The organism is Nissabacter sp. SGAir0207, from assembly GCF_005491205.1.
Lineage (GTDB): Bacteria > Pseudomonadota > Gammaproteobacteria > Enterobacterales > Enterobacteriaceae > Chimaeribacter.
In genome coordinates this window covers 933,375-946,712 of sequence record NZ_CP028035.1, presented here as the reverse complement: position 1 = coordinate 946,712, position 13,338 = coordinate 933,375, and the positions used below count along the sequence as shown (strand labels likewise).

The 13,338-nt window shown below is 63.9% G+C and carries 9 protein-coding genes; 5 read left to right on the top strand and 4 right to left on the bottom strand.

All coding sequences use genetic code 11. The annotated features are described in order from the left end of the window. The first annotated feature begins 231 nt into the window (after positions 1–231). The 5 genes from ppk1 (at position 232) to C1N62_RS04140 (ending at position 8,865) form a co-directional block, all read left to right on the top strand. Positions 232–2,301 carry a polyphosphate kinase 1 gene (gene ppk1, locus C1N62_RS04160; protein ID WP_137762440.1) on the top strand — a complete coding sequence of 690 codons (2,070 nt, stop codon included), beginning with the start codon at positions 232–234 and terminating at the stop codon, positions 2,299–2,301. Positions 2,302–2,305: 4 nt separating this feature from the next. Then, positions 2,306–3,844 carry an exopolyphosphatase gene (ppx, locus tag C1N62_RS04155; RefSeq protein WP_137762439.1) on the top strand — a complete coding sequence of 513 codons (1,539 nt, stop codon included), beginning with the start codon at positions 2,306–2,308 and terminating at the stop codon, positions 3,842–3,844. Positions 3,845–3,984: 140 nt separating this feature from the next. Further along, positions 3,985–4,161 (top strand): YfgG family protein, encoded by a 177-nt coding sequence (locus tag C1N62_RS04150; protein WP_137762438.1) that lies wholly within the window; start codon positions 3,985–3,987, stop codon positions 4,159–4,161. A gap of 109 nt (positions 4,162–4,270) precedes the next feature. Next, positions 4,271–5,707 (top strand): magnesium transporter, encoded by a 1,437-nt coding sequence (gene mgtE, locus C1N62_RS04145; protein WP_137762437.1) that lies wholly within the window; start codon positions 4,271–4,273, stop codon positions 5,705–5,707. Positions 5,708–5,865: 158 nt separating this feature from the next. Continuing rightward, a complete protein-coding gene (locus C1N62_RS04140; protein WP_137762436.1) occupies positions 5,866–8,865 on the top strand; it encodes a diguanylate cyclase domain-containing protein in 3,000 nt (999 codons plus the stop codon). Here C1N62_RS04140 and alkA read toward each other — a convergent pair. The 4 genes from alkA to pqqU form a co-directional block, all read right to left on the bottom strand. After that, the gene (gene alkA, locus C1N62_RS04135; RefSeq protein ID WP_240775722.1) at positions 8,862–9,749 is read right to left on the bottom strand and encodes a DNA-3-methyladenine glycosylase 2; all 888 of its coding nucleotides are present in this window, start codon (positions 9,747–9,749) and stop codon (positions 8,862–8,864) included. The two genes, C1N62_RS04140 and alkA, sit on opposite strands and share 4 nt — an antisense overlap. Before the next feature lie 69 nt (positions 9,750–9,818). Next, positions 9,819–10,394 carry a PIN domain-containing protein gene (locus C1N62_RS04130; protein WP_137762435.1) on the bottom strand — a complete coding sequence of 192 codons (576 nt, stop codon included), beginning with the start codon at positions 10,392–10,394 and terminating at the stop codon, positions 9,819–9,821. Continuing rightward, positions 10,394–10,855, bottom strand: a complete 462-nt coding sequence (locus tag C1N62_RS04125; protein WP_137764894.1) for a helix-turn-helix domain-containing protein — start codon at positions 10,853–10,855, stop codon at positions 10,394–10,396. Before C1N62_RS04125 ends, C1N62_RS04130 begins: the two co-directional genes overlap by 1 nt. A 122-nt stretch (positions 10,856–10,977) precedes the next feature. Beyond that, positions 10,978–13,131: a TonB-dependent receptor PqqU gene (gene pqqU / locus C1N62_RS04120; RefSeq protein WP_137762434.1), complete on the bottom strand. Its 2,154-nt coding sequence runs from the start codon at positions 13,129–13,131 to the stop codon at positions 10,978–10,980. Between the last annotated feature and the right edge of the window lie 207 nt (positions 13,132–13,338).

Sequence of the window (13,338 nt, the reverse complement as noted above, 5' to 3'; positions counted from 1 at the left end):
GCATCTTAAGACAGTTTTATGAACATTGCATGACAATGTTAACTCTCGATAATTATTGGACTTTAGCGCATTTCTCTCGCCATAATGGGCCTGGAGACACGGTGCTAAGCGACCGGCCGCCCTGGCCTGGAGACCGTGATTCAACCTGATTCCCCCTAAAATATCGTATGCCGTTCAGGCATCCCCGTTCCGGCCCCCAGGGAAATGTCAGGCTAAATGAATGGAGTGACAATGGGACAAGAAAAACTATACATCGACAAAGAGCTGAGCTGGTTATCCTTCAATGAGAGGGTATTGCAGGAAGCGGCAGACAAGTCAAACCCCCTGATCGAAAGGATGCGGTTTCTCGGCATTTATTCCAATAACCTGGATGAGTTTTACAAGGTGCGCTTCGCCGATCTGAAGCGGCGCATTTTGATCAGCGAGGAGCAGGGGTCGGTCGGCGCTTCCCGCCACCTGCTGAAGAAGATCCAGTCCAAGGTGCTGAAGACCGAGCTGGAGTTCGACAACCTCTACAACGACCTGCTGCTGGAGCTGGCGCGCAACCAGATCTTCCTGATCAACGAGCGCCAACTCTCTGAAAACCAGCAAAATTGGCTACGCCACTACTTCAAGCACCAGTTACGCCCCTACATCACCCCGATCCTCATCAACCACGACACCAATCTGGTGCAGTTCCTGAAGGATGACTACACCTATCTGGCGGTGGAGATTATCCGGGGTGAGCAGGTGAACTATGCGCTGCTGGAGATCCCGTCGGACAAGGTGCCGCGCTTCGTGGATCTGCCGCCGGAGGCCCCGCGCCGCCGCAAGCCGATGATCCTGCTGGACAACATCCTGCGCAACTGTCTGGATGAGATCTTCAAGGGCTTCTTCGACTATGACGCGCTGAACGCCTACTCGATGAAGATGACGCGTGACGCCGAGTACGATCTGGTGACGGAGATGGAGTCCAGCCTGCTGGAACTGATGTCCTCCAGCCTCAAGCAGCGCCTGACGGCGGAGCCGGTGCGCTTTGTCTACCAGCGCGACATGCCGGATGAGATGGTGGATCTGCTGTGCGAGAAGCTCGGCATCTCCAACTATGACTCGGTGGTGCCGGGCGGCCGTTACCACAACTTCAAAGATTTCATTGGCTTCCCGAACGTTGGCAAGGCCAATCTGGTCAACCGCCCGCTACCGCGCCTGCGCCACGTCTTCTTTGACCGCTTCCGCAATGGCTTTGACGCCATCCGCGAGCGCGACGTGCTGCTCTACTACCCCTACCACACCTTCGAGCACGTCTTGGAGCTGCTGCGGCAGGCGTCGTTCGACCCGAACGTGCTGGCGATCAAGATCAACATCTACCGGGTGGCGAAGGATTCGCGCATCATCGAGTCGATGATCCACGCCGCCCACAACGGCAAGAAGGTGACGGTGGTGGTGGAGTTGCAGGCGCGCTTCGATGAGGAGGCGAACATCCACTGGGCGAAACGGCTGACCGAGGCGGGGGTGCACGTTATCTTCTCCGCGCCGGGGCTGAAGATCCACGCCAAGCTGTTTTTGATTTCGCGGCTCGAGAACGACGAGATCGTGCGCTACGCGCACATCGGCACCGGTAACTTCAATGAAAAAACCGCGCGCATCTATACTGACTATTCGTTGCTGACCGCCGACCCGCGCATGACCAACGAGGTGCGCCGGGTGTTCAACTTCATTGAGAACCCCTACCGGCCAGTGACCTTTGACCACCTGATGGTGTCGCCGCAGAACTCGCGCCGGATGCTCTACGCGCTGATTGACCAAGAGATCACCAACGCCCAGTCCGGTGGGCGCGGTGGCATTACTCTGAAAATCAACAACCTGGTGGACAAGGGGCTGGTGGATCGCCTCTACGCCGCCGCCAACGCTGGCGTGAAGATCCGCCTGCTGGTGCGCGGCATGTGCTCCCTGATCCCCGGCCTGCCGGGCGTCAGCGAGAATATCCAGGTGATCAGCATCGTTGACCGCTTCCTCGAGCATGATCGGGTGTATGTGTTTGAGAACAATGGCGATCACAAGGTCTACCTCTCCTCGGCGGACTGGATGACGCGCAACATCGACTACCGGATTGAGGTGGCGGTGGGGCTGCTCGATCCACGCCTGAAACAGCGGGTGCTGGACATCCTTGAGCTGCTGTTCAGTGACACCGTCAAAGCGCGTATTGTTGATAAAGAGCTGAGTAACCGGTATGTTCCGCGCGGCAACCGCCGCAAGGTACGGGCGCAGACCGCCATTTACCATTACTTAAAGAACCTGGAACAGCCAGAGAATCAGGCCTGAGACTATGCCTTTACATCAAATTCCCTCGACCAAGCCACAGGAAATTGCCGCCGTTGACCTCGGCTCCAACAGTTTCCACATGGTGATTGCCCGTATCGTCAACGGGGCGTTGCAGGTGCTGGGGCGCCTCAAGCAGCGCGTGCACCTGGCCGACGGTCTGGACAGCAACCATGTGCTGAGCGAAGAGGCCATGCAGCGCGGCCTGACCTGTCTGGCGCTGTTTGCCGAGCGCCTGCAGGGCTTCTCGCCGGACAACGTCACCATCGTCGGCACCCATACCCTGCGCGAGGCGGTCAACGCCGAGGAGTTCTTGCGCCGCGCCGCCGAGGTGATCCCCTACCCGATTGAGATCATCTCCGGGCAGGAGGAGGCGCGCCTGATCTTCATGGGCGTCGAGCACACCCAGCCGGAGAAGGGGCGCAAGCTGGTGGTGGACATCGGCGGTGGCTCCACCGAACTGGTGATTGGCGAGGACTTCGAGCCGCTGCTGGCGGAGAGCCGCCGCATGGGCTGCGTCAGTTTCGGCCAGCTCTTCTTCCCGCAGGGGGAGTTGAGCGCCCACCACTTCAGCCGCGCGCGGCTGGCGGCGGCGCAGAAGCTGGAGGCGCTGGCCTGGCAGTACCGTATCCAGGGCTGGCAGTACGCCCTTGGCGCTTCCGGCACCATCAAGGCCACCGTAGAGGTGCTGGTGGAGTTGGGCGAGAAGGATGGCCTGATCACGCCAGAGCGGCTGGAGATGCTGGTGGCGCAGGTGCTGAAGTTCAAGAACTTCAAGTCGCTGAGCCTGCCGGGGCTGTCAGAGGATCGCAAGACCGTGTTTGTGCCGGGGCTGGCGATCCTGTGTGGCGTGTTTGACGCGCTGGCGCTGAAATCGATGCGCCTGTCAGACGGCGCGCTGCGCGAGGGGGTGCTGTATGAGATGGAGGGTCGCTTCCGCCATCAGGACATCCGCAGCCGTACCGCCCGCAGTCTGGCCGACCACTACAACATCGACCGCGAGCAGGCGCGCCGGGTGCTGGACACCACGGTGCAGCTCTATGCGCAGTGGCAGGCGCAGCATCCGAAGCTGGCGCACCCGCAGCTGGAGGCGATCCTGAAGTGGTCAGCGATGCTGCATGAGGTGGGGCTGAGCATCAACCACAGCGGTATGCACCGCCACTCCGCCTACATCTTGCAGAACACCAACCTGCCCGGCTTCAATCAGGAGCAGCAGACGCTGTTGGCGGCGCTGGTGCGGCTGCACCGCAAGGCGATCAAGCTGGAGGAGCTGCCGCGCCTCAACCTGTTCCGCAAAAAGGATTATGTGCCGCTGATCCAGCTGCTGCGCCTCGGCGCGCTGCTGAACAACCAGCGCCAGTCCACCACCACCCCCGAGTCGCTGCGGCTGGAGTGTGACGATAACCACTGGACGCTCTACTTCCCGGCCGGTTACCTGTCACAAAACATGCTGGTGCAGCTCGACGTGGAGCGCGAGCAGGCCTACTGGGATGACGTCACCGGCTGGAAACTGCACGTGGCCGAGGAGCTGCCGGCGGGCGATTGAGCCTGACCGGCCAAAAAAAGGGCGGGGCCAGCGGGCCGCGCCCTTTTTTTCTTGCCCCACGCATGGTTATTTTTTAAGCTATAGCCTCCCGATTTACCGGAGGAGCCGCCCGCGACGCCTCCCTGGCCCCCGGAGACCCTATGCGACGACGAACCAACGTCCGAATGACCAAAATTGTGCTGGCTATCAGTTTCATCATCCTGTTCGGACGCATGATCTACGCCGGAATCGGCGCCATCTCCCACCATCAGGACAAGCAGCAGTCTGCGGTGTCCGTGCTCACCAGCGAGACGGCTTCACGCTCCAACCCGCCCTGACCCCGCGCCCGCCTGCCTTGAGGCAGCGCAGCCCGCCTGCATGTTCTAACCTTACTCTATCCCGGTGAAGGGAGATTGCGCCGCGCGCGCCATATGAAAAGGGAAAAACATGTCTGCCGCCAACCACAACACTAAAAAACTTGCGGAAACTCGCAGCCGCATCATGGGGCTGCTATTAGGGAACCGGGATCTGGTGGAGGATCTGCTCGGCATCCGGCCCGACGACGCGCCGCCGCCCGACCCGGCCCAGCTTGACCACACCGCCGAGATCCAGACGCTGCTGCGCGGCCTGCACGCCGCCGACCTTGCCGACCTGCTGGAGGCGCTACCGCTGGATGAGCGACTGGCGCTGTGGGGGCTGGTGGAGGATCACGCCATGCGTGGCCGGGTGCTGGTGGAGGCCAGCGAGACGGTCTGGGACAGCCTGATCGCCGAGATGAGCGACCGCGACCTGCTGCGGGCGATGGCGACGCTGGACATTGATGAGCAGGTCTATCTGGCAGAGTACCTGCCGCGTAACCTCACGGGCCGGGTGCTCACCTCACTGGCACCGGATAAGCGCGCGCAGGTGCGCGAGGTGATGAAGTTTGACCGCGACACCGTTGGCCGGGTGATGGATTTTGAGCTGGTGACGGTGCGGCCGGACGTGACGCTCGGCACGGTGCACCGCTACCTGCGCAAGCTGGGGCGGATGCCAGACGCCACCGACAAGCTGTTCGTCACCGACCGCCACAATAAGCTGCTGGGCGAGCTGCCGCTCACCGCCATCCTGCTGCATCCGGCGGAGACCGAGGTGGCGGCGCTGATGGATGCCGATCCCACTACCTTCACTCCCGATGAGCAGGCGGAGGACGCCGCCAGCGCCTTCGAGCGCTACAACCTGATCACCGCGCCGGTGGTCGATGCCAAGGGCAAGCTGATGGGGCGGCTGACGGTGGAGGAGATCCTCGACATCGTCAACGAGGAGAGCGAGAACAACATGCGGCGCATGGGCGGCCTGAGCCAGGAGGAGGATGTCTTCGCGCCGGTGGGCAAAGCGGTGCGCAACCGCTGGGCGTGGCTGGCGATCAACCTCTGCACCGCCTTTATCGCCTCGCGGGTGATTGGGCTGTTTGAGCACACTATCTCCGAGCTGGTGGCGCTGGCGGCGCTGATGCCGATTGTCGCTGGCATCGGCGGCAACACCGGCAACCAGACCATCACCATGATTGTGCGGGCGCTGGCGCTGCACCAGTTGCAGGGCGGCAGCTACTCCTTCCTGCTGATGCGCGAGCTGGGGGTGGCGCTGATCAACGGGCTGGTGTGGGGCGGGCTGATGGGCATCATCACCTGGCTGCTCTACCACGACGCTGGCATCGGCGCGGTGATGACGCTGGCGATGGTGCTGAACCTGCTGGTGGCGGCGCTGATGGGGGTAATAATCCCGATGCTGATGGTGCGGTTTGGCCGCGACCCGGCGGTCGGTTCCAGTGTGATGATCACCGCCATCACCGACACCGGCGGCTTCTTCATCTTTTTGGGGCTGGCCACGCTGTTCCTGCTGTAAATGCCAGCCCGGCAGCCGCCGGGCGGCACATTTATCTGCCGGAAAGATTTTTAACTCTTATTTCCTGCGATAATATTATTTAATTGATAAATATTTCTACAGTTTACCGCCCCCTGCCGGGGCCGGGCTTGTGACCCGCGCGCGCATAAGGCTTCGATGTGGAAACCAACCTGAATACCCTGCCAGCCAGCCCGCCGAGAATGCGCTGGCGTACCCTGGCGGCCCTGACGGCGCTGGTATTTGCCCTCGCCCTGTTCTGCCTGCGGTTCACGGTGGTGCAGGGGCTGATCGTCTCGCTCTGGCTGCCGACCGCGCTGATGATCGCCCTGCTCACCCGCTTCCCGCAGCGCGACTGGCTGGCGCTGCTGCTCGGCTCCGCCGCGGCGATGGCGGCGGCCAACAGCCTGTGCGGCGTGCCGCTGGCCTTCTTCCTGCCGCTGACGCTGATCAACGTGGCGGAGTCGCTGCTGGCGGCCACGCTGCTGCGCCGGTTGCTGCCCGGCCCCGATCCGCTCGGCAGCGTTGGCAACTGGATCACCTTTGTGCTGGCGGCGGTGGTGTTCACCCCCTGCGTCAGCGCGCTGGTGATGGTGCTGCCGCACCTCGGCACCGCAAGCGCCGAACTGATGCCGGAGCGCTTTCGCATCTGGTTCCTCTCCGAGGCGCTCGGCATCCTGACCGTCACCCCGATTGGCCTGCTGTTCCGCCCCACGCCGTGGCGGCAGCTACTGCGCTCGCCGCGCCTGCCGGAGGTGCTGTTCATGCTGGTTGTCACGCTCGGCGCCAGCTATCTGGTGCTGTTCTGGCTGCCCTACCCCTTCGCCTTTATCTCCATCGCCCTGCTGACCGCCTCGATCCGCCTGCAACGGCTGGAGGCGCAGCTGATCTTCCTCGCGCTGACGGTGATGGTCACCCTGCTGATCGCCAGCGGGCAGATTGTGCATATCCGCTACCTCGACTACACGCCGCTGCTCAACTATGTGCCGCTGCTGCTGATCCTGCTGCCCGCCAATGCCATGACCATCATGATGCACCGGCTGAAGGTGGAGCGGGCGCACATCGAGGAGAGCGAGAACCGCTTTCGCAACGCGATGGAGTTCTCCGCCATCGGCATGGCGCTGGTGTCGCCGCAGGGGCACTGGCTCCAGGTCAATCAGGCGCTCTGCTCGCTGCTGGGTTACCCCGCCGAGATGCTGACGCAGATGAATTTCCAGGAGCTGACCCACCCGGATGATCTGGCGGCGGATCTGGAGATGACGCAGGCGCTGCTGGAGGGGCGCATCCCCAGCTTTACGCTGGAGAAGCGCTACCGCCGCCGCGACGGTGAGATGGTGTGGGTGCGGCTGGTGGCCTCGGTGGTACGCGATAACGAGAGGCGGCGGCCGCTCTACTTTATCGCCCAGATTGAGGACATCAGCAGCCTGAAGCAGACCGAGGCGGCCAATAACCGGCTGACCGAGGCGCTGCACGAGGAGAAGGAGCGGCTGCGCATCACGCTCGACGCCATCAACGAAGCGGTGATCTGCACCGACCGCAACCAAGCGGTGATCTTCATGAACCCGGTGGCGGAGAAGATGACCGGCTGCCGGATGCGCGAGGCGCAGGGGCGGCACATCGATCAGGTGGTGAGCCTGACGCGCGGCTTCGATGGCCCGCCAGTCGCCAACCTGCTGCCGTTCGACAGCAACGAGAGCCTGCACTCCTCGATTGAGCAGTCGCTGGTGCTCAACGGCCCCAACGGCGAGGCGTATGAGATCCAGCGCGCGCTCTCGCCGCTCAAAACCCTCAATCAGGAGCCGATTGGCATGGTGCTGGTGTTGCAGGATGTCAGCCGCTCCCGCGAGTTGATGCGCAAGCTGAGCTACAACGCCTCCCACGACATGCTGACCGGCCTGCCCAACCGATCGCACTTTGAGCGCGAGCTGCACCATGCGCTGATGCTGACCGCCAACGAGGGGCAGCGGCACGGGCTGGTGTTCCTTGATCTCGACCGCTTCAAGGCGGTGAATGATACCGCTGGCCACGCGGCGGGCGACGAGTTGCTGAAGCAGCTAAGCCAGTTGATGTCCGCCAACCTGCGCCCCACTGACCTGCTCGGGCGGCTGGGCGGCGACGAGTTCGGCATCTTGCTGCCGGATTGCGATCTGGCGCAGGCGCGCGAGGTGGTGGGCCGGGTAGTGCAGCGCATCAACGACTTCCGCTTCTACTGGGAGGAGAAACTCTACCGCATCGGCGCCAGCGCCGGGGTGACGCTGATTGACGATCCGCAGGTCTCGGCCAGCGAACTGATGTCGCAGGCGGACGTCGCCTGTTACGCCGCCAAGCACGGTGGCCGCGGGCAGGTGGTGATCTATCAGGCGCGCCAGCAGTGGCTGCTGGAGAACAACAGCGTGCTGCTCTCCGCCGCGCAGGTGACGCAGATTCTGGCGAGCAACCAGCTGACCCTGATGGCGCGCGCCGCCGCCCCGCCCAAGACGCCGCTCTCCACCTGCTTCTACACCCTCTCGGTGACGATGGCCGCCGACGAGGAGAGTGGCGCGACCCACGAGGCGTTTCACACCACGGTGGCGCTGCTGGGGCTGGAGGCGGAGGTGGATCGCTGGCTGGTGCGGCAAGTGCTGCTGGCCTCCGGCCCGGCGTTGGCGCGCAAGGGGCTGACCGTGGCGCTGCCGCTGAGCGCCGGTGGCGTGCTCAGCCCGGCGCTGCATGAGGCGCTGTTTGACGCGCTGGCGCAGAGCGCCCTGCCCAACTCGCGACTGCTGTTCACGCTGGAGGAGCAGGTGCTGCTGCACCATCGGGCACAGGCCGAGGCGCTGCTCCACCGCCTGAAGCAGCAGGGGTGCGGCGTCATCCTCACGCAGGCGGGCCACCAGCTCAACGCGCTGGGCGAGCTACCGGCCGGGCTGGTGGACTACCTGAAGCCGGACGCGCGCTTCATCAGCCAGATCCACAGCAATCAGATGGATGAGATTCTGGTGAACATCCTGCATGGCACCGCCCATCGGTTGCAGGCGCAGACGCTGGCCGGGCCGGTCGATCTGGCCGCCGCGCAGCAGAAGCTGGTAGAGATGGGCATTGACCTGATTGAGGGCGAGGTGGTCGCGCCGCCGCAGACGCTGGAGAGCCTGCTCGCCAGCGGCTACTTTGCCATGCGCTAGGCGCTGCCCTCCGGCACCCAGTCGGCGGCGTGCCACAGGTGCAGCGTGGCGTAGGAGCGGAACGGCCGCCAGCGGGCGGCGTAACGCACGATTTGCCCCGGCGTCATGCCGGGGAAGCGCTGCTTGATCAGGTAGTCGGTGGTAAGGAACAGGTCACGGGCGGCCCAGGCGCGCATGGCGATATAGTTGGCCGTCCACGGGCCGATGCCCGGTTGCGCCAGCAGGTCGCGCATTCCCACCTCCACCTCCGGCACCGCATCCACCTCCAGCACCCCCTCCGCCACCGCACGTGAGAGCGCAATCAAACAGGCCGAGCGCCGCGCCTGCACGCCGATGGCGCGCAGATCATCCACCGTCAGCGCCGCGATGCGCTCAGGCGTCGGGAAGAGGCGATCAAGCTGGCCGAGGGGCTGTGCCAGCGGCTCCCCCCAGCGCGCCGCCAACCGCTCGGTGAGGGTGGCCGCCATCTTGACGCTCACCAGCTGGCCGAGGATGCCGCGCACCGTCTGCTCATAGCCATGCACCGATCCCGCCAGCCGCAGCCCCGGCCGCGCCGCCGCCAGCGGCCCCAGCACCGCGCCAATCGCCTGCGGGTCGGCATCCAGATCCCACTGCCGCCGCACGCGCCGCACCACCTCATCGCGCCACGGCCAGAGCGACGCCGACACCCGCAGCGCCAGCGCCGCCTCCCCCGGCAGCGGCGACACCTGATAGCAGCCCGGCACGCCCTCGATACGGAGGGTGCGCTGGTAGTGCATGGCGTCGCTGGCCTCCACGCCGACAATGGCACGGGTACGCAAAAAGCCCTGCACCAGCGCCCAGTCAAACGGCGGGATATAGGGTAAAGGGATAATCTCCGGGTGCCATTGCAGCTCAACCGTCACGTGCGCGCCTCCTGTGTCGCAAAACCTTCAGTTAAGACGCTGCCCGCAGGGGCGTCAATGTGAGGGTTTTCAAATCAGGGTCTTATACCCCTCCAGCATCCTGACGGTTTTCGCCAGCCCCAGTTGAAGCAGTGCGGAGAGAAACGCCTCGGCGGTAAACGGCGGATGTTTTAGCGAAGCGCGTTGCGCGCTGACCGCCTGCAAGGCCCGTGCACAGCTCAGGTCAATGATGTCCGAGACAAACTCATCGGGATGGATCGCCTCAATGCCAAACTGGCTGAGGTAACCAGCAGGAAAATCCTGAAGGTTAAAGGTAACGATCAGTTCGGCATTGGCCTTGATGGCCGCCGCCAGCACATGGCGATCGTCCGGGTCAGGCAGATCCAGCCCGGCAATCAGCGCCTCATAGCCCGTAATCTCGGCGTCCGGCAGGGCCTGATTCATCAACTGCTCTATCCGATCCAGTTTGCTGGGTTCAATATCCTTCCGCTCCCTGAGCAGCCCACGCTTCCACTCCTGCTGGATGGTGGCCGTCCACTTGGGCTGGTAGAGGCCGCGCAATCCGAGGTGCATCAGCAGATCGCGCAATCTGGCGGGATACAACACACAGGCATCAAGCATGACCGGATAGGGCGAGTGCATCATCAATAGATATCCAAATCCTGGGAAAGTCTGGCCAGCTCATCCATCGCGCTGGCGCTTTCGGTATCCCGCTGCTGTTTGAAGGCCATCAGGTCAGCAAAACGGATGCGGCGGTGGCGGCCGGTTTTATGGAAGGGGATGCGCCCCTGCTCAAGGAGTTTGACCAGATGCGGCCGGGAGACCTTCAGCAAATTGGCGGCCTCCTGGGTGGTCAGCTCCGCGTGCACCGGCACCACCTGCACCGCGTTGCCGTTCGCCAGCTCGCCTAAAATTTCCACCAGCATCTTTAGCGCGGAGACCGGCAGCTCCACGCTATGGGCCGGGTTCTCGGCGTTGACCAACGTAAATTGCCGCGACTCCAGCCGGGTCGCCAAAATGGCCGAAAGCTCGCGGTAACCTTTCTCTGCCAACTGGCTCTCATGCACTTCCGGCAGGCTGAGGGCCGACAAGGGGGGTGTACTCATCATGGTTTCCTCTCTCTGTTCCCCTCAGATTATTCGAAATAAACGAAACACTCAATCGGTGCGGTGTCCGGTGCGTGGTTTCTTTGATCACCGCCAAAAAAAAGCGCCTTGCGGCGCTTGGGTTATTCGAAGCTGTAGGCCAGCGTCAGGCCGCCGCCCCAGTTGCGGCCGGGGGCAGGCTCGTAGTAGCGGCCGTTGCCCTCGTTGACGATCACCGAGCCAACGTAGTCGCGGTCAAACAGGTTATCGACGCGGCCGAAGACGTCCAGTAGCCAGTTGCCGTGGCGGAACTTGTAGCCGGTATTGAGCGCGGTGACCGCATAGGAGGGGGCCTGCTCGCTGTTCTCGTCATTGACCTCAATGTCGCCCATGTAGCGGATCTCCGCCCCGGCGTACCACCCCTCCTCCGGCGCCCAGGCGAGGGAGGCGTAGCCCATGTTGCGGGCGATGCCCGGCAGGCGGTGGCCGGCGGTGGCGGTACAGCCGCTGTCGTTACAGGCGTCGTCGCGGTAGGTGGCGTCCAGCAGCGTCCAGGCCAGGTTCAGCTTCCACGCCTCGCCAAACTGCTGGTCGAGCGCCAGCTCCGCGCCGCGGCGGCGGGTCTTGCCAGCGTTGGTGTAGCTGGTGCGGCCGTTGCTGCTCTCATCCACCACAATCTCATTCTGGGTGTGGGTCTCAAACAGCGCGGCGGTGAACAGCCCATAGCCGATGCGCGCCTTGCTGCCCAGCTCCACGCTGTTGCTGGTGGCGGGTTGCAGGCCGACGTTCAGCCCGGCCTGGCTCTCGCCGCTGGCGGTGCTGCTGCGGTAAGAAAGCTCATTGATGGTCGGCGTCTCCATGCCGCGCCCGGCGGAGGCGTAGAGATTCCAGCCCTCGTTCACCGCGTACTTGATCGAACCGGCCGGCAGCCACTTGTGGTAACGGGCGTCGCCGCTGTCATCGCCGTTCTGCGCCGTGACGTAGTGGTCATTCGAGTCAAACCGCACCGTGGTGTAGCGCACCCCGGCATCCAGCGTCCACTTCGGCGTCAGTTGCCAGGAGGTTTGCAGGTAGGGATCGAGGTTCCACATCAGGTTGCGCTCGTCGCGCCGCAGGTTGCCGCGCGTGCCCAGCTCGGTCACGCCATCCTGCACGGTGTAGTTCTCATACCCCTTGCGCTGCTCGGTCACCGTCTCATAGTCCAGCCCGCCGGTCAGCGTCACCGGCACCAGCCACTCGTCGCGGTGCGTCCAGCGGGTGTCGATGCCCTGATAGTGGCGCGTCAGGTCAATCACCCCACCGGCGTGCAGCGGGTTGGCCTGCGTCGCCACCGGGATCGACTGGTACTGCACCGTCTCGCGCTCGCCCGCGTAGGCCATGATGCTGAGATCGTCGCGTTCGCTCATCTCGCGCTGGTAGCGCAGCCCGCCCTGCGTCTGTTTGGTGGTTTTGCGGGTGTTGAACTGCTCGGCGCGCGTTGCCTGCCGTGGGTTCTCCTGCCACTGCGCGCGCGTCAGGCCGCCGGGATCGTCGGCATCAATGTCCACGCTGTTGAAAATGAGGGTCAGGGTGCTGACGTCATTGATGCGCACGCCGAGCTTGGCGTTGCCGAGGTTCTTCTGCGCGGCGCTGTGATCGCGGTAACCGTGGGTGGTGAAACGGGTGGCGGAGACCAGATAGTTGACGTCGCCGGCCTGGCTGCCATCCCCGGTCGCGCCGCTGGCCTTCACGCCGTAGCGCCAGCTGCCGTAGCTGCCATAGTAGAGGCCCGCCTCCAGCGTGTCGGGCTGCTGGCCGGTGAGGCTGGTGATGTTCACCACCCCGCCAGAGGCGTTGCCGTAGAGCGCCGAGAAGGGGCCGCGCAGCACCTCCACCCGCTCGACCGAGTTCAGGTCGATGTTGGAGGTGTAGCCCTGCCCGTCCGGCATGGTGGCCGGGATGCCGTCCACGTTGATGCGCACGCCGCGCACGCCATACATCGACCGCGCGCCAAAGCCGCGCACCGACAATTGCAGATCCTGCGCGTAGTTCTGGCGGTTCTGCACCTGCAAGCCCGGCACGCCGCCCAGCCCCTCGGACAAGTTGATCTCCGGCCGCGCCTGACGGAACGACGCGCCGTCCACCACGCTGACCGCTGCCGGGGTGTCCAGCTCCGACAGGCCCGCCGGGGCCGGGGTGGCGGTGACCACCATCGTCTGTTCAGGGGCATCGCCCTCGGCGGCTTGCGCCGCCCAAGGCAGCAGCGCCGGGATCACCAGCGAGCAGGCGGAGCGTAGTGTGTACGGTGTTTTTTTCATGACAGGTCATCGCGCCAAAAAAGGGGGAAAGGCCGGAGGCATTATCGGCTGCGCAGGGTAAACCGGGGGTTAACGCCTTCAAACCTCTGACGTTTTCCTGCATGGCCGCGCGGGCAGAACTCCGGTGCGTTGCCCGCCCCCTGGCCACATCGTTGGCGTGGCTTTCCCAGCAGAAAGGGGGAAGGTATCAGCAGTATAGGAGGTGAT